General features: G+C 50.3%; 23 protein-coding genes. 2 read left to right on the top strand and 21 right to left on the bottom strand.

Annotation, left to right across the window (positions count from 1 at the left end; genetic code table 11):
- Position 1: 1 nt before the first annotated feature.
- From minC to ACTL32_RS07425, 21 genes are all read right to left on the bottom strand, one after another.
- Entirely contained in the window at positions 2-667 is a 666-nt protein-coding gene (gene minC, locus ACTL32_RS07525; protein WP_204890366.1) for a septum site-determining protein MinC, read from the bottom strand.
- Between the two features lie 21 nt (positions 668-688).
- Positions 689-1,219 carry a rod shape-determining protein MreD gene (mreD, locus tag ACTL32_RS07520; protein WP_204890365.1) on the bottom strand — a complete coding sequence of 177 codons (531 nt, stop codon included), beginning with the start codon at positions 1,217-1,219 and terminating at the stop codon, positions 689-691.
- Positions 1,216-2,103: a rod shape-determining protein MreC gene (gene mreC / locus ACTL32_RS07515; protein ID WP_441340878.1), complete on the bottom strand. Its 888-nt coding sequence runs from the start codon at positions 2,101-2,103 to the stop codon at positions 1,216-1,218. The genes mreD and mreC overlap by 4 nt, the downstream gene beginning before the upstream one ends.
- A 14-nt stretch (positions 2,104-2,117) precedes the next feature.
- Complete coding sequence (locus ACTL32_RS07510; RefSeq protein WP_377340354.1) at positions 2,118-3,146, bottom strand: rod shape-determining protein; 1,029 nt, start codon at positions 3,144-3,146, stop codon at positions 2,118-2,120.
- An 89-nt stretch (positions 3,147-3,235) separates the two neighbouring features.
- Entirely contained in the window at positions 3,236-3,928 is a 693-nt protein-coding gene (radC, locus tag ACTL32_RS07505; protein WP_441340877.1) for a RadC family protein, read from the bottom strand.
- Complete coding sequence (locus tag ACTL32_RS07500; RefSeq protein ID WP_441340876.1) at positions 3,907-4,530, bottom strand: Maf family protein; 624 nt, start codon at positions 4,528-4,530, stop codon at positions 3,907-3,909. The genes radC and ACTL32_RS07500 overlap by 22 nt, the downstream gene beginning before the upstream one ends.
- Positions 4,531-4,902: 372 nt before the next feature.
- Complete coding sequence (locus ACTL32_RS07495; RefSeq protein ID WP_441340875.1) at positions 4,903-5,658, bottom strand: prepilin peptidase; 756 nt, start codon at positions 5,656-5,658, stop codon at positions 4,903-4,905.
- Positions 5,659-5,722: 64 nt separating this feature from the next.
- Entirely contained in the window at positions 5,723-6,682 is a 960-nt protein-coding gene (locus ACTL32_RS07490; protein ID WP_441340874.1) for a LysM peptidoglycan-binding domain-containing protein, read from the bottom strand.
- On the bottom strand, positions 6,679-7,506 hold the full coding sequence (locus ACTL32_RS07485) for a PilN domain-containing protein (protein ID WP_441340873.1): 828 nt from the start codon (positions 7,504-7,506) through the stop codon (positions 6,679-6,681). Before ACTL32_RS07485 ends, ACTL32_RS07490 begins: the two co-directional genes overlap by 4 nt.
- Positions 7,507-7,509: 3 nt before the next feature.
- Positions 7,510-8,448, bottom strand: coding sequence for a type IV pilus biogenesis protein PilM (gene pilM, locus ACTL32_RS07480; RefSeq protein ID WP_441340872.1), 939 nt, complete (start codon positions 8,446-8,448; stop codon positions 7,510-7,512).
- Positions 8,449-8,477: 29 nt separating this feature from the next.
- The gene (locus tag ACTL32_RS07475) at positions 8,478-8,936 is read right to left on the bottom strand and encodes a prepilin-type N-terminal cleavage/methylation domain-containing protein (RefSeq protein ID WP_441340871.1); all 459 of its coding nucleotides are present in this window, start codon (positions 8,934-8,936) and stop codon (positions 8,478-8,480) included.
- 129 nt (positions 8,937-9,065) lie between these two features.
- Positions 9,066-10,277, bottom strand: a complete 1,212-nt coding sequence (locus ACTL32_RS07470) for a type II secretion system F family protein (protein WP_441340870.1) — start codon at positions 10,275-10,277, stop codon at positions 9,066-9,068.
- A 1-nt stretch (position 10,278) separates the two neighbouring features.
- Complete coding sequence (locus tag ACTL32_RS07465) at positions 10,279-11,319, bottom strand: type IV pilus twitching motility protein PilT (protein ID WP_441340869.1); 1,041 nt, start codon at positions 11,317-11,319, stop codon at positions 10,279-10,281.
- A gap of 3 nt (positions 11,320-11,322) precedes the next feature.
- On the bottom strand, positions 11,323-12,978 hold the full coding sequence (locus tag ACTL32_RS07460) for a GspE/PulE family protein (RefSeq protein ID WP_441340868.1): 1,656 nt from the start codon (positions 12,976-12,978) through the stop codon (positions 11,323-11,325).
- 22 nt (positions 12,979-13,000) lie between these two features.
- Positions 13,001-14,512, bottom strand: a complete 1,512-nt coding sequence (locus ACTL32_RS07455) for a VanW family protein (protein ID WP_441340867.1) — start codon at positions 14,510-14,512, stop codon at positions 13,001-13,003.
- 1 nt (position 14,513) lies between these two features.
- A complete protein-coding gene (locus tag ACTL32_RS07450) occupies positions 14,514-15,095 on the bottom strand; it encodes a hypothetical protein (RefSeq protein WP_441340866.1) in 582 nt (193 codons plus the stop codon).
- A 43-nt stretch (positions 15,096-15,138) separates the two neighbouring features.
- Positions 15,139-16,668 (bottom strand): hypothetical protein, encoded by a 1,530-nt coding sequence (locus tag ACTL32_RS07445; RefSeq protein WP_441340865.1) that lies wholly within the window; start codon positions 16,666-16,668, stop codon positions 15,139-15,141.
- 19 nt (positions 16,669-16,687) lie between these two features.
- A complete protein-coding gene (locus tag ACTL32_RS07440; RefSeq protein ID WP_441340864.1) occupies positions 16,688-17,188 on the bottom strand; it encodes a prepilin-type N-terminal cleavage/methylation domain-containing protein in 501 nt (166 codons plus the stop codon).
- The gene (locus tag ACTL32_RS07435) at positions 17,178-17,753 is read right to left on the bottom strand and encodes a type IV pilus modification PilV family protein (protein WP_441340863.1); all 576 of its coding nucleotides are present in this window, start codon (positions 17,751-17,753) and stop codon (positions 17,178-17,180) included. Before ACTL32_RS07435 ends, ACTL32_RS07440 begins: the two co-directional genes overlap by 11 nt.
- 222 nt (positions 17,754-17,975) lie before the next feature.
- Positions 17,976-19,679 carry a sensor domain-containing diguanylate cyclase gene (locus ACTL32_RS07430; RefSeq protein WP_441340862.1) on the bottom strand — a complete coding sequence of 568 codons (1,704 nt, stop codon included), beginning with the start codon at positions 19,677-19,679 and terminating at the stop codon, positions 17,976-17,978.
- A 43-nt stretch (positions 19,680-19,722) separates the two neighbouring features.
- Positions 19,723-20,916, bottom strand: coding sequence for a bifunctional folylpolyglutamate synthase/dihydrofolate synthase (locus ACTL32_RS07425; RefSeq protein ID WP_441340861.1), 1,194 nt, complete (start codon positions 20,914-20,916; stop codon positions 19,723-19,725).
- A 72-nt stretch (positions 20,917-20,988) separates the two neighbouring features.
- Here ACTL32_RS07425 and ACTL32_RS07420 point away from each other — a divergent pair, with 72 nt between their 5' ends.
- Complete coding sequence (locus ACTL32_RS07420) at positions 20,989-21,852, top strand: ATP-grasp domain-containing protein (protein WP_441340860.1); 864 nt, start codon at positions 20,989-20,991, stop codon at positions 21,850-21,852.
- The gene (locus ACTL32_RS07415) at positions 21,849-22,637 is read left to right on the top strand and encodes an ATP-grasp domain-containing protein (protein ID WP_441340859.1); all 789 of its coding nucleotides are present in this window, start codon (positions 21,849-21,851) and stop codon (positions 22,635-22,637) included. The genes ACTL32_RS07420 and ACTL32_RS07415 overlap by 4 nt, the downstream gene beginning before the upstream one ends.
- The last annotated feature ends 273 nt before the right edge of the window (positions 22,638-22,910 follow it).

The following is a 22,910-nucleotide window of genomic DNA, read 5'->3' as shown; positions in this document are numbered from 1 at the left end:
ACTAGCTTCCTCCTTTAAACGTTGAAATTTCCGGCCGTAAGAATCTGAGTTCCTGCAAACGGTCGATGATGATGCTGCCATTTTTATGAAGATAAGCGCATTCCATTTCCGGCTGTTCCGAGAGCACCGTCAGTTCGTCGGTCATCGTCTCGAGCTCGTCGTCGATCTGCAGATGCGTCGCTTCTAGCCATGAGGCGGCGATGACCGCTTCGCGGTTGCCGTTTGCCCCTGCGTGCGCGATGCCTTTCAATCGGCCGAGCACATAGATGTTGCCGCCGGCGACAATGCGTCCGTTCGGGTTGACGTCGCCGACGACGACGAGGTCGCCTTCCGCTTTGACAACCTGCCCGGAGCGCACGATGCCGACGTAAGTCTCGGACTGGCGTTCGTGGATGCGTTTATTGCTTTCTTCTACGGTGATGACGTCGCTTCGTACGCGCGAAACGCGCAAGTTTTCATTGCGCTGGATCGTCGCGATGATTTCCTTCACCTGGGCTTCGGTGCAATACCGGTGGCCCAGCTGAAGCTGTACTTCCGCACTGCCGTCAAGCGCAGGATCCGACACCTTTGCCTGCAATTCAGCCAGCAGATCGGTGTAAGAACACTGGTCATCGAGTTGCAGCACGAGCCCTTGTTTCGTCCCCTTGATATTGACAAGATTCTTCAAAAATGTGTCACCTGCGCTCTCTTAGTATAAACTCGGGTTCTTTTCCCGCTCAATCAATTTGCCCACCATCACGGAACGGAACGCCCAGCCGAGGATGACCAGGAACAAGGAGTTCGCAATCATCGTCGGCCATAGGCGCGTCGCCAAAAAGGCGTCAAGCGCCACGTCCGTCAGCGAGATCAATGAGAAAAACAGGTACAGCACAAACTCGAAAAGAGCTGTGAGCACCAGTGTCAAAAGCGTCGCTACAAATAAATTCCGGTGGACGGTCTTTACCGTATAGCCGGCAATCACACAAAGCGCCGGATACAAAAAAGAATATAATCCAATAATATCAATGAAAAAGACATCGTACAAGAGCCCGAAAAATAAACCGTAAAACATCGCATGCTTCGTGTCGTAATAAACCGACACGAAAATCAGGAACATGATCAAAAAGCGTGGGACGATATAATAAAATTCCCCTTCAATCTGCAGCGGTGAAAACAGGCCGAAGACGGGCTCGAGGAAAAACAGCACGAGCCCGAATACGAGGATCAAGTATTTCATCATGATTCTTCTTCCTTCGCCGTTTCGCCGTTGTCTTCCCCGTCCACTTCCGGCACGACCCGGTCAGCGATGACCACGTGATTCAGGAGCGAGAAGTCGGCTGCCGGCTTGACGTACGCAAGCTTCGTCAGTCCGAACTCGTCAATCGCGACTTCCGTGATCTCGCCTATGACGATGCCTTTCGGGAAGATGCCGCCCAGGCCGCTCGATACGACCTGCTGGCCTTCTTTCAGTTCGATGTCCGCATCGATCCGCTTGAGGAGCAGTTCGCGGCGTTCGGAGTCATAGCCTTCGATCAGTCCGAAGACTTCCTTCTTACCGCCGAGCACGAGTGCGGACACCCGGTAATTCGGATCCTGCGTCGACACGAGTTCAACGGTCGACGTGAACGGCGTCGTCAGCGTGACTTTGCCGATCAACCCTTGCGCCGTCATGACTGCCATGTTCTCGGAGACGCCGCTTTTGGATCCTTTATTGATGATGACTTTTTCTTCCCATTGATCCGGGTTGCGGGCAATGACCGTCCCTTGGATCGGGTTGTAATCGCGGAGGTCTTCCTTCTTGCCGACCAATGCCTTCAGTTCGGCATTCTCAGAACGGAGATCCGTGACTTCCGCTTTGACGCCGGCGAATTCCTCGAGCCGGGATTTCAAGTACTTGTTTTCCTGATATGTATTCAAAAGAGAATCCACATTATCAAAAATTCCAGTAACAAAATGGGCGGGGCCGGAAAAGACCATTTGCCCCGCACCGACGCCATCCTTGATAAGCTGCTCCGGCAGCGACACGTTATCGCGGTCGCGGAGCGAGAACGAAATCAGCCCTACCAGAAGGATGACGCCCAACAGCAGCAAAATAAGCCGCTTGTTTGACAAAAAATGGAACATTACGGCAATCCTCCTTATTTATGTGATTGCAGGCGTCGGATCTGGTCGATGTTGTCGAGTGCTTTGCCGGTGCCGATCGCTACGCAATCAAGCGGATCATCCGCAATGAAAACAGGCATGTCTGTCTGGTCGGCGATCACTTTGTCGAGGTTCTTCAACAAAGCGCCCCCGCCCGTCAGCACGATGCCGCGCTCCATGACGTCCGCTGACAGTTCCGGCGGCGTCTTCTCCAGCGTGCGGCGCACGCCGTCGATGATGGCCATGACCGATTCTTTCAACGCTTCCGCAATCTCCGGCGCCGAAATTTCGATCGTCTTCGGCAGTCCCGTCAAAAGATCGCGGCCGCGGATATCCATTTTCATGTTCTTATCGGCTTCGGTGATCGTGCGCGCCGAACCGATTTCCATCTTGATCGCTTCCGCAGTACGTTCCCCGATCGTCAGGTTGTACGTTTTACGGATGTATTGGGTGATGGCCACGTCAAGCGCATCTCCGGCTACCCGGACAGATTCGCTCGTGACGATGCCCCCAAGCGAGATGACAGCGACTTCCGTCGTACCGCCACCAATATCGACGACAAGGCTCCCGGTAGGTTCCCATACCGGCAAGTTCGCACCGATCGCAGCTGCGAACGGCTCTTCGATCGTGAACGCTTCACGCGCGCCTGCTTGGCGCGCTGCGTCAATTATGGCACGTTTTTCGACAGAAGTGATGCCTGAAGGGACGCAGATCATGACGTTCGGCTTCGACATCGAGCCGCCCGCCGCTTTCAAAGCGCCTTTCAAGTAATACTGTATCATTGCTGTCGTCGTATCGAAATCCGCAATTACTCCGTCTTTCATTGGACGGATCGCGACGATAGACCCAGGCGTCCGCCCGATCATATTGCGCGCGTCGTTGCCGACTGCGACGATTTCGTCTGTCTTGGTATTTTTCGCCACAACTGATGGTTCGCGCAGCACAATCCCTTTATTCTTAATGAATACCAGTGTATTCGCAGTTCCTAAATCAATTCCTACATCCTTTGAGCCTATTCCAAACACGTCAAATCTTCCCTTCTTTATATGCCAAATTGCCATAGAGTGAACACAATACTACTCATTATAGACGATAAAGAAAGAAAGTAACAGTCCTACATGAACCCCTTTTCATTCAAAGAGATGAACTGATGGTCCCCTATGATGATATGGTCCAATAGTTCGATGCCGATGATGCTTCCGGCTTCCATCAAACGCTTTGTCACCGCAATATCTTCTGGCGACGGCGCCGGGTTGCCGGACGGGTGGTTATGGGCGCAGACAATCGACGCCGAAGAGCGCCGCACAGCCTCGCGGAAAATCTCGCGCGGGTGGACGATGCTCGCGTTCAGGCTGCCGACAAAGATCGTTTGTTTGTGCATTACTTGGTTTTTGATGTTGAGGAACAGGACAACGAAATGCTCCTGTTTTAGTGAAGTCATGTCCGCCATCAAATAATTGGCGGCATCTTTCGGGGACCGGATCGTGAATTTCTGGTCGGTCTGCTTGGAAGAAAGGCGGCGGCCGAGCTCGATGGCAGCAAGGAGCTGCACCGCTTTCGCTTGGCCAATGCCTTTGATGGATGTGATTTCTTCGATTGTCGCGTCTTTCAAGTGGTGGAGGTGTTCAAAATAAAGCAAGGTCCGGTTCGCGAGGTGCAACACCGATTCCTGCTTCGTGCCTGTGCGGAGCAGGATCGCAATGAGCTCCTGGTTCGACAAGCTCGTCGCTCCCTGGTTGATGAGCCGCTCGCGCGGGCGGTCGGCGGCATGGACTTCGCGCATCATCAGCGCCCCTTCTGGCAGCATTCCACACGGCTCCCTTCAATGCGGATATAGCCGGACAAGCTCAGCTTCTGGGCAAGTTTCGCAATCGGCAAGCCGACGACCGCGTTGTAATCGCCATTGATTTTCTCGACAAACAAGCCGGAGACGGTCTGGATGCCGTACGCGCCTGCTTTGTCGTACGGGTCTTCCGTATCGACGTACGCATTGATCCACGCTTCCGGCAGTTCGTAGAATGTTACCTGTGTCAGTTCGTGGAACGACTCTTCGCTCGCGCCTTTGATGATTGATACGGCAGTGATGACGTCGTGCGTCTTGCCGGACAGGCGCGTCAAATAATCGACCGCCTCTTCCCGGCTCTTCGGTTTCAGCAGGATTTCGCCGTCGAGGACAACGACCGTATCGGAGCCGATGACGACCGCTTCCGGATGGTGCTTGGCGATGTCTTTCGCTTTCAGGCGTGCGCATTCGATGACATAGCCCATCGCCGTCTGGTAATCCGCCGGATTCGGTTCGTCTTTCGGGCTTGGTTTGACGGTGAACTCGATGCCGAGCATCGCGAGTAATTCAGACCGGCGCGGCGAAGCGGATGCCAGGACGACCGATTGGTTGGCTGTAAATTTCATGGTTGGATTCCTCCCTTTTCTGTCATCATACCCAAAATTCATCCCTTTGCAAAATGCGCAAAAATGATTTTTGGCTGCATTTCAGGGAATAAAAAATGAGATTTGAGTCTATTACTCAGTAAGAAGCGATCCGCTGCGCGGTTTTAAAAATTTTTTTGAGTAAATGAAGAATTGCTTTTTATAGCCGCTTCGCCGCTTGGGGCATGGCTCTCGCCAAAAGCCAGGCAAAGACCGCCTGTCTTTTGGCTTCGCCTAGCCCACTGACGCGGCGGCGCTCTTGTACTGCTTCTATGAGACAGCTATGTATAAATAAAAAACTGCCAACCGCCTCAAGTGTTTGAGGCAGTTAGCAGCTCTTTCTAGAATATTGACTTATCCCCAGAAACCCATATACCAGGCGAGCAGTTCGGCTCCCCAGAAATAGGTGATGACGGCGCCGAGTGCAATGGACGGGCCGAACGGGACCGGCGTTTTTCGTCCCTGCTCTGATTTTTGGAGCATGAAGAGGCCGGCGATGGCGCCGATGAGCGACGCTAGGAACAGCGTCAGGAGCGTGCCGGACACGCCGAGCACCAGCCCGATGACGAAGAACAGCTTGATGTCGCCGCCACCCATACCTCCTTTTGAAACGATGGCGATCAACAGCAATAGCCCGAATCCGACAAGCGCACCGGCAATCGCGTCCCACCACGGATCAAGCGGAATAAAGAGACGCAACGCTAGAAGAACAATTCCTATCGGCAGCAGCACCTTGTCCGGAATCAGCATGTACGCGATGTCCGACACGGTGATGATGACTAGGAGCGAGACGAACAGGAGCGCGACAATGAGTTCCGGCGTGAAACCGAATTTCCAGAACGACAGAGCGAAGAGCCCGGCCGTGATGAACTCCATGAGTGGGTAGACCCAATGGATTTTCGCGCCGCACGTGCGGCATTTCCCTTTCAGGAACAGGAACGAAAACACCGGAACGAGGTCGAGTGCGGTCAGCCGGCGGTCGCATTTTGTGCAATGAGACGGCGGATAGGCGATCGACTCGTTTTTCGGCACGCGCAGTCCGACGACGTTATAGAACGAGCCGAAGACGAGCCCGAAAATGGAAAAGAAAACGGTATATGTGAGTGCCATGGGCTTCTCTCCTTAATAGGTGAATTAGTAATGGAAAAAGGAGAAATCAGAGTGATTTCTCCTTTTAAGGCCGTGCTGGAATAATCAAGTTCTGTCCGGTCTGAATCACATCCGACTCCAACTCGTTCGCTTCTTTGATCCGTCCCATGCCCTCGTTGTTGTTGAAATAGCGGAGCGCAATCGTATAGAGTGTTTCGCCTTTTTGCACTTTATGCGTCATCGCTGTCTGCGAACCGGCGACGTTCGGATTCGGCGCTTCTGTTGACGCACCGACCGAATCATCGTCCAAGTTCACTTCAACGTCTACTTCGACATCTGCATCGCCCACTGCCGGTTCCACTTCTTCTTCGTCCGCTAAATCCGTGCCGTCATTTTGCGGCAGCGGATTCAGTTTGCCGGCCGGCGCCGGAGCGTCGACTTTCGGAAGCGTGTCCGCTAGAGCAATTAGGTCCGGACGGTAATATGCGCTGAAGCTGAGCGTCACATCAAGAAGTTCATCTTCCTGATCCGCCGCTGTCACTTCATCACCCGCACTGAAGTCGATGTTCTCGACGATCATGATGCGCTTCATCGATTCGATTTCGTCGATGAACGTCGTGATCGCTTTGTAATCCGGGACTTCGATCGTCACGGATGTGTTGACTTGCTGCAAGTTCTCAAGCCCTTCAACTGGCACCGGAAGCGTCACCGCTTCTTCGGCAATCGCGATATCCGTCACCAAAGCGCCGGCCATCAATTCCGCTTGTTCGATCTGGAGAACGATTAATTCAGAAAGAGGTTCAACCGCAACTTTCTGTTGCAGTTCACTCGTGCTGATCTTTTCGCCTTCCGGCACTTCCTTCAGCTGCGCTTCTAAAGCCATCAAAACTTCACGCTCTGACATAAGCAATTGTTCCGCCTGGAGCTTAGCGTCTCGTGCCGGCCCATACATCATAAAGTAGGAATAAGCCGCTATCGCAAGTAAAAAGAGAATCGCTAGAAATATAAGTGCACGTTCTTTTTGGCGTTTTGTCATGCTGCTCATTGGCCTGACCCCTCCGTTCCTTCAGGAGTTGTCGTTGCCGGTGTCTCAGTTGGTGCAGGAGCAGCCGGCGCCTCTGGTGTTGCAGGTGTCGCAGGTGTCGCAGGTGTCGCAGGTGTCGCAGGAGTTTCTTCGTTCACTTCAACATTCACATCGACCTCTTCAGCAGGTGCTTCTGCCGGAGGTGCAGACGGATTGACCGGTTCCGCAATCACTTCACCTTCCGGTGTCAACGCTGGAACTCGTCCATCTACAAAAATCAATGTATACGTGGCGATATAACGAGGGTTCTGAAGTGGTGAATCTTCGTCGATAATCACCGTTTCTCCTTCAACCGTTTCGGTTTGAATATCTTCTTGGGTCACTGAATCAAGCGTTGCAGACTCGAGCATTTCGGAAGCTTTCAGCTGCGCAAGGTAATAAGCTGACTCACGAGCTGTATCGAATTGGACCGTCAAAATCGCCTGATCCATCCCGGTATAAGCGAAGCTATCGAAAAATCCGCGCTGTGGCAGCTTTGATACCAATTCATCGAGCAACGGAACCGTATCGAATTGATAGCTCTCTGCCCAGTCAACTGTCACTTTCAGCTGCTGTTCTTCATTCAAGCCTTGTGTCGCTTCCAGCTGTTCGCGAAGAAGCGCCTGCTCTGAAGCGACTTGCGCCGATTCAGCAGCAAGTGCCGCCTGCTCTTTTTCAAGGCCGTTTGCTAAAAACGCAAAAACGCCCCAAACGATTACGCCAAGCAATAAAATCGAAAGGGCCGCAATGACAGAGGCGGGGCGGTCCCGCTCCTTTTGCGGCAGTAAGTTAATATCGACAAGCATGTGCTACACCTCTTTCAGCGCTAGGCCAATGGCGCGGTTGAAACGGCCCGGAACACTTTTCTCGCTGTCAGAAGGAATGTCTTCGATGACAATCGGAGCGACCGGCAATAAGAAACGTTCTTCCAGGCGGGCCTGGAAGTTCGGCCAGTCATTGTATTCACCGTTGCAAATCACTTTCGTGATGCCGAATTCGCCTTCATTCATATTATAACGGTAAAAGTTCGCTAATTTCTCTGCTTCTTCTTCAACGATTTCCATGACCGATGCCGGATCTTCCGTAATGGAATTGTCAACATCGAATTCGACCGGACGCATGAAGAGCGGGAAATGTTCATGGAAAATCGACACCGTCATCTTCTTCGACTGGATGTCGATCATCATAATGTGCTCTTCTTCCGAGAAATCATGTTGGAGATAAGCCAATCTATATAGTGCAAGTGGGGTAATATCAGCGACGACCGCTTTCATTTTCGAACGGTCCAATGCTGTTTCATAATCGTTTATGACAGATTCCTTCGAAGCGATGATGATCACTTCCGGCGTCTCCGTATCGGTGTGATAAGGCACCACATCAAAGACGGGATCTTCGAATGGCAAGTAAAGCGTCGAACCGATTTCAATGAAGAAATGGCCTTTCAATTCATCGGCTTCAACATCTTCGGGGTATGGTACTTTGCGGATAATAACAAATTCGTCAGGGGCGAGGAATCGGACTGACTTCTTGGAGAGACCCCACTGATTGACAGCCTTATCGAGCATCGATTCCAGCGCTTCCATATCGACCACTTTCCCGTCTTCGATAATGCCGGGCGGAAGAAGGATCTCTTCCGCACAGCTCAATTCGATCGGGGAAACGGATTTCAAGTCGACATGACGGATCGCGTCTTCTTCTATAGTAATTGTCGCGACTCGCGCTTTCTTCGATAAGAACGATAAGGCCATTTTTTCAGCTCCTAGGTAAATAAAGATTATTATCTTGTTATTGTAACTGTTCCTACAACTTCTCCAGTTGCATTTCCATCAGAATTTGAGACTGCTGTAATATCTGCATTTGTAGAAGCGGAAAAGTCAAGTTTTACTCCTCCATCTTCACCGGCCCCAGTTATTGTATTCCCCCCAGAAACCTTAGCTACAGAAGTTCCAGCAGTTAATGAACCACCGTCTTGCAAATAGTCCGCAGCCAATAACTCGGTTACAGTTACTCCACTTGGGGCACTTGCATTATCCGTATAGTAAATGGTTGCTGCAGATAAAACATTCTGAGCGTCTGACTTAATTGCTCCAACACGACTGTTTTCAATGATATTACCAATCGCTGGAATAGCGATTGCTGCGATGATCGCGATGATAACGATAACTGCTAAAAGCTCGATTAACGTCATCCCTTTTTCGTTTTTCAACTTCTTCTGTAAGAATTTTTTCATTTCCATTTTCCCCCTCTTAATCAATTATTTTGTACTATGTTGAGTACACCTTTATTATATCAATAGTCTTGAATTAAACAATACTCTTTTTCAATTATTTTTGAAAATATTTCAAAAATTTTTAATAATATATACCTATAATTTATCTACATTCTGGAACATTTCAAACATTGGCATCATTATAGCTAGTATAATGGTCCCGACCAGAGTCGCTAGAACAACAATCATCAATGGTTCTATTAACGCTTTTAACCGGTCAGTCTCCGCTTCCACTTCTTTTTCATAGAATTCGGCTACTTTTGACAGCATGTGATCAAGTGATCCAGTCTGTTCTCCGATTGAAATCATATGAGGAATCAGCGGTGGAAACGCCCAGTGGCTTTTCATCGGTTCAGTGAGCGATCCGCCGCGTTCAAGTGAGTCGCGCGACGCAATGATCACTTTTGACATGACGGCATTGCCGACGACTTTCTCTGTCATCGTCATTGCTTGCAAAATCGGCACCGAGCTTGAGAATAACGAACTTAATGTACGTGTTAATCTAGCAAGCGCAGATTTTTTGAAAATTTTACCGAATATCGGCATGCGGAGAAGGAATGTATCTAATATAAATTTTCCACGTTCATTTCGTCTCATAACCCATAATACTCCTGCAAATATGAGCGCAGCCAAAACTAAGATGTACCAATACACTTTCACAAAATCACTGGCTCCCATAACGAACTGCGTCACAAGTGGTAATTCCCCTCCGAAACCTGCAAACATATCTGCAAACATAGGTACAATGGAAGCCAATAGGAAAATAACAACCCCAATTGCTATAACCCCAACAACTGCTGGATATGACATAGCCGATATAACTTTCTGCCGCGTTTGGTAAGCTTTATCATAATGCGTTGCCAATCGATCAAGCGATTCATCAATGTTCCCTGATAGTTCTCCGGCTCTTATCAAGTTAATTGTCAGCGGCTCAAAAATCTTCGGATATTTCGCAAGCGAATTGGAAAGCGAGTTCCCTTTCCGCAGTTCTTCATCGATTTCAACCAACGTTTTCCGCAATGCTTTTGATTCGGATTGTTGAGATAAAATTTTCACCGAGTCAACAATCGTCACTCCTGCACGCATAAGCGTTGAGAATTGACGCAAGAACATAATGAACTGGTCACGTTTAACTGGGTTGCCTAGCGTAATGTCTTTTTGGAGAGCGGTCGCAGGTATCTCACGAATATCAATGACCCGCACACCTTCATCTCGAAGCTTCTCGATCGCTTCGCGGCGATTGCCTGCCACCATGATACCCGACCGAATCTTCTTCCGATCGCGTCCTTCGTATTTAAAACGGGCCAAATTATTCCTCCCCCTCTAAATAAGGCTGAGCGATTTGGCGAGAGATCTTTCCTTTTTTAAGGAATTCTTGCACGGATGTCGACATCATATGCATACCGGCTGCGCGGTTCGTCAAGATGACGTTAGGAATTTGATGTACTTTTTCCGTGCGGATCAAGTTGGCGATGGCCGTATTGTTAATCAGTATTTCGGTCGCGGCCACGCGCCCTTTTCCGTCAACTGTCGGCAAGAGACGCTGGGAGATAACCGCTTTTAAGATGCCACCGAGTTGCGTTCGTACTTGTGATTGCTGGATAGGCGGAAAGACGTCAATAATACGTTCGATAGTCGAAGCTGCGCTCGAGGTATGGAGCGTACCCAGAACCAAGTGACCTGTTTCTGCGGCAGTTATTGCAGTAGTGATAGTCTCCAAGTCCCGCATCTCACCGACGAGGATAACGTCGGGATCTTGACGGAGCGCAGCGCGGAGACCATCGGCGAAGGACTGAGTATCGAAACCAACTTCGCGCTGATCGATGACGGACGTACCGTGCTTATGCATATACTCGATCGGATCTTCTAAGGTAATAATATGTTTCGTCATCGTTTCATTCATATGGCGGATCATTGCAGCAAGCGTGGTTGATTTACCAGAACCGGTCGGGCCAGTCACAAGAATCAAACCTTGGTGCGTCTCCGAAAGTTTTTTCAAGGTATCCGGCATATTCAGATCATCTACGCTTGGAACTTTCGTCGGAATCATCCGGAATGCATGCGAGATTGACCCTCGCTGATGGAATGAGTTCACACGGAAACGTGCAACGCCTTGGATGGAGTAGGAATAATCCATCTCGCCTTTATCAAGAAATTTCTCCCATAAGACTTCCGGCATCAGGACGCGGGCAATTTCTTTCGTCAAATCTGGCATGACTTTTTCTTCGCCGTATTGCTTTAAGGTTCCGTGCATGCGGAAAACTGGCGGGACGCCGACTGTTAAGTGAACGTCTGAAACCCCTAATTCTTTGGCAGCAGTAAGTATTTTATCAATATAAGCAGTAGGCATAGGCTAATCGATCATGGCAACGCGCAATACTTCTTCTGTCGTTGTCATGCCCTCCTTTACTTTTAATAAGCCGTCGTCGATCAAAAAGATGGTTTTGTTCTTGATAGCAATTTCCCGGATTTCCGCTGCGGTTCCGCCGCGGTTGATAATGTCTTTCATCGGTTCATCGACAACCAGCACTTCGTGGATTGCCATCCGGCCGCGGTAGCCGGTCATATTGCACTGCGAGCAGCCTTTGCCGCGCGCCACGAAGTCAATGGTGATGCCGCGTTTTTCAAAGATATGTTTTTCGCGAGAAGTTGCAGGCTGGAGCTCGCGGCAATCACGGCAGACCCGGCGGATCAAACGTTGGGCGACGACCGCGTTGAGCGACGCGGTTACCAGGAACGGCTCGATGCCCATGTCCATTAAACGAGTAATCGAAGCGATCGAATCGTTCGTGTGGATCGTGCTCAAGACCAAGTGGCCAGTGAGTGACGCCCGGATGGAAATCTCCGCTGTTTCTTTGTCACGGATCTCCCCGACCATGACGATGTCAGGATCCTGGCGCAGGATGGAACGCAGCCCAGCGGCGAACGTCAAGCCGACGTTCGAGTTCACCTGGATCTGGTTGATGCCTTCGAGCTGATACTCGACCGGGTCTTCAACTGTAATGATGTTGACTTCTTCGCTGTTGAGTTTATTGAGTGCGGCGTAAAGGGTTGATGACTTACCGGAACCGGTCGGCCCTGAAATAAGGACGATGCCGTTTGGCTTGTCAATTTCCTGCATAAACCGCTCCATATTCGTTTCGTTGAAGCCGAGCTTCGAGATATCGGTCAAGTTATTGCTTAAGTCGAGAATCCGCATGACGATTTTCTCACCGAACACTGTTGGCAGCGACGATACCCGGAGGTCGATTGCCCGAAAATCGACATTTGTTTTGATGCGCCCATCCTGCGGCACCCGGTTCTCGGTGATGTCGAGGTTCGCTAAGATCTTGATGCGCGCAGTAACCATTTGCTGCATATTCTTTGGCAGCGTACGCTCTGTGCGCAGCGTGCCGTCGATGCGGTAGCGCACCAGGATTTTATTCTCCTGCGGATCGAAATGCACATCGCTCGCTTTTAGGCTCACGGCAGTAGAAAGGATCTGGTTGACGAGACGCACAATCGGTGCGTCGAGGTCGTTCAGGTCTTCCTGCTGCTCGTCCATCTGCGGCAAGTCTTCCATCATTTCGTCGTACGATTCTTCTTCGTAGTATTTCGCGATCGTCTTCATGATGTCTTCTTTCGACGCGATCGCTGGTTCGATCTGGAAACCGGTCGTCAGGCGGAGATCGTCGATTGTGAAAAAATCCGTTGGATCGGTCATCGCGATAAATAACTTGTCGCCTTCCGTTTTCAGCGGCACGAGTGATTTCCGTTTCGCAAAATCTTTCGGCACCACGTTGAACAGTTTCGGGTCGAACGGATAGCGGAACAGCGAGACATGCGGGATGCCCAGCTGGACTTCGAGCGTTTCGATCAATTGCTGTTCGGTGATGAGCCCGCGTTGAAGCAGCGCGTCCCCCAGTTTCTGGTCGGACTGCTTCGCGTCGAGCGTGCCCTGAAGGTCCCCTTCTGAAATGAGCCCCATCTCTATTAATATGTCGCCTAGTCTTTTTCGAGTTCTTGCCAAAACTTTTCCCCCTCAAAACCGGTTAAGGATTGATGCTGTTGCCGCCTTTATCATAAGCCGGATCTTTTTCTTCATCGTCCTTATCCGTATTTCCATCGTGCACGCCGTCGCCGTCGATATCGGTATAGCCCGGCCAGCCTGGCTGCGGTATTGTCGTCGTGCCGTCATGCTTTCCGTCTCCATCAAGGTCGATAAATCCTGGCTGCCCCGGCTGCGGCGTAGCAGGTGTGCCGTCGTGGACGCCGTCGCCGTTTTGGTCGATGAATCCAGGCTGTCCTGGCTGCGGCGTTGGCGTTGTACCGTCTGACGTATCATCATGAACTCCGTCGCCGTTCGTATCCACAAAACCGGGTTCTCCTGGTTTCGGTGCTGTTCCGGTTGCCGGCGCTTCTGCTTTAACAGTCAGCGGGTACACTTCAACAATATGGACTGGCGGATAAAAGTCGGTCGATACTGTTTCGACTTCCATTTCCTGCCCGTCAGCTGTAATCGTACGGATGACATTCAAGCGGAGGCCGTTGCGTCCGGTTTCTTCGACCACTTTGCCGGAAGTTACAAACGCACTGTATTGCTTGATTAAACGCGGTTTCACTTTGTCTTCTTTACCTGTCGTAATTTGGTAATCATAGACGAGCGGATAGCCGTTCAGGGCTGCGCCGATTGTTGAGCTGTCGAGCGACATGCCGAGCGTGAACGAGCTCGCGTTTGGATTCGTGAAGACGAAATCGACGCCAAGCTGGCGGTTGATCGCCGCTTCGTGTCCAATCGGAATGGCGGTCGGAGCCGTTGCCCCAATGCTGCGCTCATCCACTAACAAGTTGGTTTTTAGAACAGCTGAGTAAATGGCGGATGCGATTTGGGATAATTCCGCATCCGTGATATTAGACAGCTCTACATTCGCCAAGAAATCCAGGAATGAAAAGGTAGCGCCCGGCTCCAACACAAACCCGTTAAGCGATTCGGCAATGACGAACGCATCCTTGCTTTCGATACTGTGCGTAAACGCCGCTTCTGCAACAGTTTCTTGTTGTAGGGCAAGCGTATCATCGCTGATCGTCACCCGGGACTGCTTCTGGCCGGAAGCCAGAGCTGCTTCCAATTTTGTGTTTATGGTCTCTACATCGGCATCTGAAAATGCCGCAACCGGAAATTGCTCCGCTAGGAATTTAGCTGTCGTTGCTGCGGACAGATCATAGACAAATTGATTCTGTGTGCCGTCTTCTGCGCCCGCCACTGTTTCATCCAGCAGGATCTGTGCTGAGTCCAATGGATACGGCACAGTGACGTCCTGATAGGTAACCAGAAGTTCTGCGCCTTGGCGCCATGATTCAACCTGGCCGCCGAACAAGAGCTTCGCATCTGCAAGTTCCATGTTCGAAACATCGGTCGTGCCAATATACGTGTTGTCTCCGAACTCTTCGGTCGGGAACAGCCACGTGTCTACGGCAAAAGCGCCCGCGTTGGCCGCTCCAAAGAACACCACGCCTGACGCTAATATAGAAGAAAACGTAATTCCGAATGCTTTGTTGTCCATCTTACCGCTCCTTACCGACAGGCTGAATCGATTGCATGCCGTAAGGCTCTTTCGGCATTTCTTCATCGTCAGGCACTTTGATCGTTTCTCTTATTTGAATTTTTTCAGGTTGCATAGTTGTCCGGCTAGCTGGAACGGTTTCGCGTTCTTCCACGGTCTCACGTACAGAAACCATCTGCGGTTCCGCAATTCGCTCAGGCTCCATTGGTGGAGCTTTTTCAATATCGATTTTATTCTCTGTTGAAGCAGTTGCCTCGATTTTCTGCGGCTCCGCTTTTTGAGCCAATTTCTTCGCTTCCGCTTGGCGGCGTTCTTTCCGTTCCTCTGCCTCGCGTTTTTTCTCAAGTTCTTCCCGCTCGTCAAGCTTCATGTAAACCATGGCGGCTGCGAGCGACACTGCGACAATTGCGAGAATTGTCAAATACCAGGCGAATCCGTTTTGCAGCGTGATGCCTACTGCAGCAGCGGCTAAGCCTCCGCCTGCGATGGTCATCTTTTTCGCCAACGGTACGCTTTTAAACTGGAAGAATGCGAACGCCAGGACAATTGCAGCTATGATGAGTAAAAATAGAAAACGTATCAAAACGTAACCTCCAATATGTTGGTGTAACCGAATCTCTTATTGCTTAGTATTCCACTTCGAAATCAAAATCCGGTTCGAGTACGTTCGGCACTGCCACTTCAGTGGAATCGATAATCGTTTCTGACAACGTAACATCGCAAGCAGCAAGGAAGGTCGTATAATCCGACATGCGTTTGACGAATTGCGTAGTCCGAGCTGGATCATTTACATAGCTGTTCCCATCTTTAGATTTGAGAATAAAGTTTTTGCTGGCATCTCTCGAATAATAGATCATAGTTCCGCTATTGCTGAACTTGACTTCTTCAGCCAGTCGAGTCAAGTCTGCCGGCAGAATGCGATCGATGTCGACGCAGAGCTTCGAGTAGTTATCGATTTCGAAATTCGAGCCCCATTTAAGTGCAGAGTCGGATTCCGTCGTACCGGTTTTTCCAAGGATGAGTAAATTCGTATAGTAAAGGTTTTGGATATTGCTTCCAACATTCAACTCCTTGACGATAACGATTTGCCGCGAACCGTTTTTCCCAAGATTGATCAAGTTATTTCCGGATGCCAATTGACCGTTAACGATCAAATTTGAATTGATTAGATTGTTCATGTTGTTAAATGCATTTGTATCAGTTGAATCAATTGATAAGGTGAGGCCTTTTAGGTCCAAGCTATTGCAATTTCCTGGGCAGACATTGCTTGCGAAATCATCCGTAAACACTTTAAAGTCTTTCGGATTTAACCCTTTTGCAATAAGCGAGTTCAGGATGTCCGTCAGGTTCTCCCCTGCTGCAAGTTTGCATTCATACACCGGTGACGGGCGTACTTCTCCCGGATTCAAGGGACGAGTTAATTCAGTCAAAAGTGCTGTACAAGAAATCGTCGGTTCTGCGACATCAAAAATATCGGTATAAGTCACATTAGGATTGGTTGTATTAATGACGGTTTCGATTGTGAGTGCTTCACTCGGATTCAGGAAAGTATCAGGTACCTGGATATTGAAAAGCGCTGTCAAATCCTTCGAGATTGTATCAGACATACCTGAAGCCACCAAATCGACTTTGACTTTCTTGACTGCATCCGGATCGGTAGTTACGGTTCCAGTCGAATCGACTGTTGCTCCAGCTGCTGAGGAGACGGCGTAGGAAATCTGTTCTGCCGTGAATGGCTTGACAGGCGTTCCTGCGGCGAGTGCGTTAAGCTCATTCACTTTAGCTAAAATCTTTTGGATATAGAGCGCACGCATGTCTTCATCAATTTGATCTTCGATAATATCAATTTTTGCATCGCTGTCGCATCGTGTTTCGCGAGGTGGCTGGATGCAGGAAATCAGATCATTGATTCGCAATTGAGTTTCTGCTGACACATCCAATTTGATCAGTTCTAATTCACGCTTGAAATCGGCTGTATAATAACGGACGCCCATTTCAGCTGAAGCTACCGACTGGTTAGTGGTGTCTACTGTTTTTTCCTGTTTTGCGTTGCTTAATGAACCTGCCATAAATGTTGCTGATATGCTTAAAAAGAGCACAATGATTAACAATACTATTAATAATGCATAGCCTTGCTGGTTTTTTAGCTGCTTCATCTCATATTCTCCTCCGATTCTACTGAGTTATAATCCTGGTTAATTTTGTATCAAGGGTAACTTTATTATTAGGATTGTTTAAGTCTGTAAGAACCAAGGTGATTTTTGTATGAGCAGCTTTCGGCTTCAGGTCCAGCACTTCATCAACTACACTGTCGTGCGAGTCAATGACAGTGGTATTTACGACTGTCCCCGTATAGTCATAGGTTTGATCAATCGTTGTTACCGAGCAAGCTCCTGTTTTATCACAGGAGTTAATTTTCAATTGATTACCTTCAAATAGAAGGGAATATTTTTCACTCCTGCGGTGTTCGTTCGTTAGGGTCGTCATGATCAAGTTTGCGCTTTGCTGGAGTTTGGTTTTCTCGGTTTCGACCGCAGTGTGCTTGAATCCGATGGATAAAGCAGTCCAGGCAATGGCGGCAATAGTTGCTACGAGAGCAAGTGCAGCAAGCACTTCCACAAGCGAAATGCCTTTTTGATTGTTAACTGATTTAAAGTTCCAGTTTTTAAGGTCCAATTGGTTCAACCGCCTCGTAAGAAAGAAATGAAAATGTTTCACTGCTGAGCTGATAGGTCCCAGGCGAAATATCGTTTTCCTTAAAGACTTTCAAATGGGTCCGGTAGAGTTTGATCGGTTCCAGTTTGGCGCACATGCCTGCTGCCGGCGGGGTTCCGATAACTGCTGGATTAAGATACGTTTCGCAGTTCAGATAGATATCTGCTTCATAGCGATAATCAGTTTCTTTTCGATACGTCGCCATTGTGGCAGTCCGGGAAACCAGGTTATAACCTACCAATGCCATTTCATCGTCCATTTTCGTTTCCGATAAATAATCCGGCAATCCTGTGTCAGGGGTCACCGCACTCGGGACAAGCACCTTCTGCCATTTGTTGGCCGCAACGATATTGGCCATTTCTTCCCTCGCCAAGTTCATGGTGTCGAGTTTAGCTTCTGTCTTAGCATTGAAAAGCGTCATCTGCGGGAAAATGGTCATGATGCCGACAAAGACGATGCCGAGTATCGCCAGCGCCGCCAGCACTTCTATGAGTGTTAACCCTTTTTCATTCCTCAGAGCTTTCATTCCCATCCTCCCGTTCTTCAGCATCCCCATATATGCCGTTTTCTTCCTTTTAAAACATTCTTTCTCTCTAATCTCATCATATGCTTATTATTACATTATATTTAGAATCTTGCACTGTTTTATTACAGGAAAATGTATTCTTTTTACTATTATTTTTAACAATAGTAACACTTTTAATAGGAAAAAAGACTATGAAACAGGACACGCCCCTGTTTCATAGTCTTATTTTGCGTATGCTGCTACTTTATTGCGCCCGGCTTGCTTGGCGCCGATATATAATGCGCGGTCGGCATTGCGGATCAGGGCATTCGGCTCATCGCTGTCGTCCGGCGCCGTGGAGACGCCGATGCTGAGCGTGATGTGGACGGCCATGGCCATGCGTTCCGCGCCTAAATCATTCTTGATCATAAAGTCATGCTTCTCGATTTTCTTGCGGAGCGCTTCTGCGAACAGCATCGTCAAATCTTTTCCGTAGTTCGGGAACAGGATGACGAATTCTTCGCCGCCGTAGCGGGCGACCGTCCCTTCGTTGCCGACTTCGGCTTCGAGTATTCTGGCCAGTTCAATCAGGATGTCGTTGCCGCTTTGGTGGCCGTACGTATCGTTGATGCTCTTGAAATGGTCGATGTCCATCATGACGAGCGACAGGTTCTTCAAGTCGCCCCGCTTCACGCGGTTCATCGTCTTCTCGAGCAGTTCATCTAAGTAGCGGTAATTATAAAGCCCGGTCAAGCCGCAGCGCTCGCTTTTCGCAATCGCTTTTTGTACGTAGCCTGCTTTCTCAAGCGATACGGCGAAGTACGTGCTCAGGATATCGAGAATCTGGAGCTGATGGTCGACATAGGCGTATTTCTCGCGTGAGGCAATCAGCAGTACGCCTTCGATTTTATTGTTCCTAGCGACCGGCGTACACATGATGCTTTCGGCGTCGTCCGGGATATAGCCGCTCGCAATATCCGCCCATTCCTTCTTCTTGTTGTAGCTGACCGAAGTGCCGGTGACGACGACGTTGCCGCCGATGCCTTTATTGTACCGGACAGCCGGGACGTTCAAGTCGACAAAGCGGTTGTCCTCGTACATGCGCAGCATCTGCAGCTGGCTGTCGCGGTAATCGATGACGTAGGCGTAATCGCTTTTGAGCAGGTCGGATACCTGGATAACGAACTGGTCGAGCACTTCGTCGGTCGACAGGCGCGCGGCCAGCTGGTGGCCGATCTCCCCTGCCTTCTTCAGGTCGATATTGACTTTCTCGGAGCTGCTGTACATCTGCAGGAGCCCGGCGACCATGAGGAACGGGATGCCGAGCAGGAGAAGTGCGGCCCAGCCGATATAGGCTTCCGTGATGTAGAGCGTAATGGCATACGGGAAGACGAGCAGGGTGATGGCAAAATCCCAGATGGTATCGAGCGAGAAGAACGATTTGTCGTTGCCCATAATGGCGTCGTCCAGGTACAAGAAAAGATGGTTGGCCACGATGGAGACGATTTCGTAGATCATGCCGAACGCGATGACGTGGACCAAATCGAGCGAGCCGATTTCCCCGCCGAGCTTCATGTACGTCATACCGGCGATGATCGAGACGACAAAGAACATCAGCGAGTTGAACGGCAGGCGCTGCGAGTGCGGCGCGGAACTGCGGCTTCTGAAGAGGAGCACCAGCACGGTCAGCTGGGACAGCAGCACTTCAGCGAAGATGCCGTATTTCAGAAACAGCGCAATCGTCACGCATTGCACGAGGTACATCGGCGTGCCGTTGATGTTAAGCGGCATCAGCGAAGTCAGGATGGCCAGCACCGTGAAGGCCAGGACGTTCCAGGCATCCATCTCGGGAGGCGGGTAGAACTGATAGGTCAAATACAAACCGGCCGGGACGATTGCTGCCCAAAGAAACCAAAGGACCATGCTTCGCTTATTTATCTGTTGCATGCCATCTTCTCCCTCTTTATGTGTTTTTCTAGTATGCTGTCGGTCAAGGTTGGTTTTTAAAGTTTTGGAGCATGTGGAAATCCTGTTTCTTCAAAGCGGACAGGAAATACAGCGAACCCGTGACTATTGTCACTTCTTTTTTGTTTGGTACAGGTAATATATCATATAATGTTTTAATTGTCTTTATTTTACTTCTATTTTGTGAAAATAAAATATTAGAAGATATTTCCTTTTCATTTCCAAAATCGACGAACGTAAAATGGTCGCTGATTTCTTCCAAAAGGCGTAGGATCGCCTGGTAATCCTTGTCTTTCATCAGGCCCATGACGACATGGATATTTCGGTCCGGATACGTTTCCTTCACCGTGTCGACAAGCGCCCGGATGCTTGCTTCGTTATGGGCGCCGTCGAGGATGACGTCCGGATACAGCTCCTGGAAGCGGAACGGGACAGTCGTTTCGATGAGCGCCCTTTCCGCTTTGGCAGGATCGAATGAAAACCCAAGCAGTTCCTGCGCCGCTTCAAATGCGAGGCAGGCATTCCATTGCTGGTGCTTCCCTTTCTGCTTGAGCGGGAGCGCGAGCGGCACCGAGGGCTGGATGAGGTCAGCATGGAGCGCTTTTGCAGTTTCTTCTATAATATAGAGCGCTTCCGCAGGCAGTTGCCCGACGATGATTGGTTTCCACTTTTTTATAATTCCTGCTTTATGGAAAGCAATTTTTTCCAACGTATCCCCGAGGAAAGCCGTGTGCTCAAGCGAAACCGATGGAATGATGGCGATTTCCGGGTCGATGACATTCGTGCTGTCAAAGCGCCCGCCCATCCCCGCTTCGATGATTGTGAAGTCCGGTGCCGCTTCTTCGAAGATGAGGAATGCCGCCGCCGTCAGCAATTCGAAATCGGTGAGCGGCGTTTGGACGCGGGCGAGCCGCTCCATCGCTCGGTCCATTTGCTGCAGCGTGACCGGGATGCTGTCGAGCTGGATCTGGTCGTGCAAGTCGAGGATTGCCGGCGAGAAAAAATTGCCGACCGAATAGCCGTGCGCTTTTAGGATATTTGCCAGAAATGCGGACGTCGAGCCTTTGCCGTTCGTGCCGGCGATATGTATGTATGTTCCTTTTGTTTCGGGGTGGTCCAGTTCGGCCAAGGCAGAATGAATCGCTTCGAGTCCGGGTTTGATTGCCGAATCGGTGTGGATCTGCCATTTCTTTTTGTATTCATCGAGTCCGTTTATCATTTTTGGCCTTCTTTCTGCGTGAAACGTGATACACTTTTTTGAGACTTATTATATCATGAAGGTGGAGTAGAAATGACAACTTGTTGGGTTATTTATAACGGCAGCCTGGTTTCCGATAAATTCGCAGACCAGGCGCACCTCGTTGCGGAAGCGGCTGAGCGCGCCGGCGTATCCGTGCGCATCCTGAAAAATTACGACGTGATGATGGACCTGTCGGCTGAGGCCGCCCTGCCCGACTTCGCGGTGCTGCTCGACAAGGACATCCTCCTCGGCTATTTCCTGAAAAGCCGCGGCGTGCCTGTCTATAACGACCCGGCAATCATCGACCTGTGCGACAATAAAGCCACGCAATACATCCGGCTTGCGGCGTCCGGCCTGCCGATGCCGAAGACGATCGTCGCACCGAAAGTCTACCCGAACTTCTCGATTCTGGATTCCGGCTATTTCGAGCGTGTGATTGGCGAACTCGGCTTCCCGATGATCATCAAGGAAGGCCACGGCTCGTTCGGCATGAAAGTGTACTTGATTGAAAATGAAGACGCGTTCTACGAAAAAGTGGAATCGCTCCGCGGCATCGATTTCGTGTTCCAGGAATTCGTCGAATCGAGCCGTGGCCGCGACATCCGCGTCAACATCGTCGGCGGCAAGATTGTCGCGGCGATGTACCGCCATTCGGAAACGGATTTCCGGGCGAACATCACCAACGGCGGCACCGCTTCCCCGGTCGAGTTGACCGATACTCAGGCAGCGCTCGCGCTTGCAGCGGCCGAGTCGGTCGGTGCGGTGTTCGCCGGCGTCGACCTCCTGTTTGATAAGGACGAAGCGCCGCTTGTGTGCGAAGTGAACGCTGCCGCCCATATCCGCAACATCCTGAACGTAACCGGCATCAACGTCGCAGATGCGATGATCTCATATATACTGGAGGACTTACGATGATCCTATTGTATGAAACGGAAGATTCAATCCGCAACGCCGGGTTTATTGAAGAATTGCAGCGCTTCGGCGACTTCGACCTGCTCGTTTGGGACGATTGGTCAAAGTCCGGCCAAGTCGAGCTCGCTTTGCAGCTGTCCGGCAAAATGGTGCTTTACCGCGTCCGGCGCCCGGAAGCGGCACGGCTATTGGAAGACAGCGGCGCCTACCTCGTCAACCGCGCGGAAGTCAACCGCATCGCCAACGACAAAGCACACAGCTTCCAGCTGCTCGCGGTCATGGGGCTGCCCGTCATCCCGACGTACACGCAGCCGAGCGCCTACCCGTGCATTATGAAGAAAGTCGACGGCTTCGGAGGTTCGGACGTCACCGTGGTGAATTCTCCTGACGATTTGCCGGAAGACCTTTCCAGCTACATCTTCCAGCCGGTCATCGAGCATACCGCCGATGTGCGTGCGTATGTCATCGGCAACGAGGTCGTCGGCGCCGTGAAACGCACGCCTGTGGGCTCGTTCAAAGCGAACTACTCGCTCGGCGGCTCGGTGGAGAAATTCAAGCTTGATGCCGAACAGGAACAAGGCGTGCTGGAAATCGCCCGGGCACTCAAGAGCGATTACATCGGCGTCGATTTCCTGCTCCTGCCGGACGGCCGGCACCTGTTCAATGAAATCGAGGACCCGGTCGGCGCGCGGTCGTTCTACGAGACACACGACGAAAACATTGCGGAGCTCTTGGTGGATTATTTGAAGGACCTCGAAAAGGAACGGCCGTTTCGGGTGAAAGAGTAAAATACGAATTGTGTCCGTGCCTGGCACGCGATCAATTGGTTTTGCGGTCCGCCCCTTTGGCGGGCTTTTTTGTTTTGTGCGGGAGGTCATCTGGCGGAGTGTCGATTAAATCTTGAATAGTGTCGATTAAATTTCTAATAGTGTCGATTAAAATGCTAAAAATGTCGATTAAATCTCGGATAGTGTCGATTAACGGGCCAAGAGGATCGATGAAATTTAATTGAAGTTCCTCCACTGAAAAACTGGCTGGCTCGTAAGGTTTTATTCCTTCTA

Source organism: Planococcus sp. FY231025 (assembly GCF_052078085.1).
GTDB lineage: Bacteria > Bacillota > Bacilli > Bacillales_A > Planococcaceae > Planococcus.
This window is presented reverse-complemented; position numbering and strand designations above follow the sequence as displayed.

Bases quoted from the DNA above. Each gene is read 5' to 3' on its own strand.
- ACTL32_RS07455 (WP_441340867.1), bottom strand. From the start codon at position 14,512: ATGGACAACAAAGCATTCGGAATTACGTTTTCTTCTATATTAGCGTCA.
- ACTL32_RS07420 (WP_441340860.1), top strand. From the start codon at position 20,989: ATGACAACTTGTTGGGTTATTTATAACGGCAGCCTGGTTTCCGATAAA.
- ACTL32_RS07485 (WP_441340873.1), bottom strand. From the start codon at position 7,506: ATGCTTGTCGATATTAACTTACTGCCGCAAAAGGAGCGGGACCGCCCC.
- ACTL32_RS07500 (WP_441340876.1), bottom strand. From the start codon at position 4,530: ATGAAATTTACAGCCAACCAATCGGTCGTCCTGGCATCCGCTTCGCCG.
- ACTL32_RS07495 (WP_441340875.1), bottom strand. From the start codon at position 5,658: ATGGCACTCACATATACCGTTTTCTTTTCCATTTTCGGGCTCGTCTTC.
- ACTL32_RS07465 (WP_441340869.1), bottom strand. From the start codon at position 11,319: ATGCCTACTGCTTATATTGATAAAATACTTACTGCTGCCAAAGAATTA.
- pilM (WP_441340872.1), bottom strand. From the start codon at position 8,448: ATGGCCTTATCGTTCTTATCGAAGAAAGCGCGAGTCGCGACAATTACT.
- mreD (WP_204890365.1), bottom strand. From the start codon at position 1,219: ATGATGAAATACTTGATCCTCGTATTCGGGCTCGTGCTGTTTTTCCTC.
- ACTL32_RS07490 (WP_441340874.1), bottom strand. From the start codon at position 6,682: ATGAGCAGCATGACAAAACGCCAAAAAGAACGTGCACTTATATTTCTA.
- ACTL32_RS07430 (WP_441340862.1), bottom strand. From the start codon at position 19,679: ATGCAACAGATAAATAAGCGAAGCATGGTCCTTTGGTTTCTTTGGGCA.
- ACTL32_RS07435 (WP_441340863.1), bottom strand. From the start codon at position 17,753: ATGAAAGCTCTGAGGAATGAAAAAGGGTTAACACTCATAGAAGTGCTG.
- ACTL32_RS07415 (WP_441340859.1), top strand. From the start codon at position 21,849: ATGATCCTATTGTATGAAACGGAAGATTCAATCCGCAACGCCGGGTTT.
- ACTL32_RS07445 (WP_441340865.1), bottom strand. From the start codon at position 16,668: ATGAAGCAGCTAAAAAACCAGCAAGGCTATGCATTATTAATAGTATTG.
- ACTL32_RS07425 (WP_441340861.1), bottom strand. From the start codon at position 20,916: ATGATAAACGGACTCGATGAATACAAAAAGAAATGGCAGATCCACACC.
- mreC (WP_441340878.1), bottom strand. From the start codon at position 2,103: ATGTTCCATTTTTTGTCAAACAAGCGGCTTATTTTGCTGCTGTTGGGC.
- radC (WP_441340877.1), bottom strand. From the start codon at position 3,928: ATGCTGCCAGAAGGGGCGCTGATGATGCGCGAAGTCCATGCCGCCGAC.
- ACTL32_RS07475 (WP_441340871.1), bottom strand. From the start codon at position 8,936: ATGGAAATGAAAAAATTCTTACAGAAGAAGTTGAAAAACGAAAAAGGG.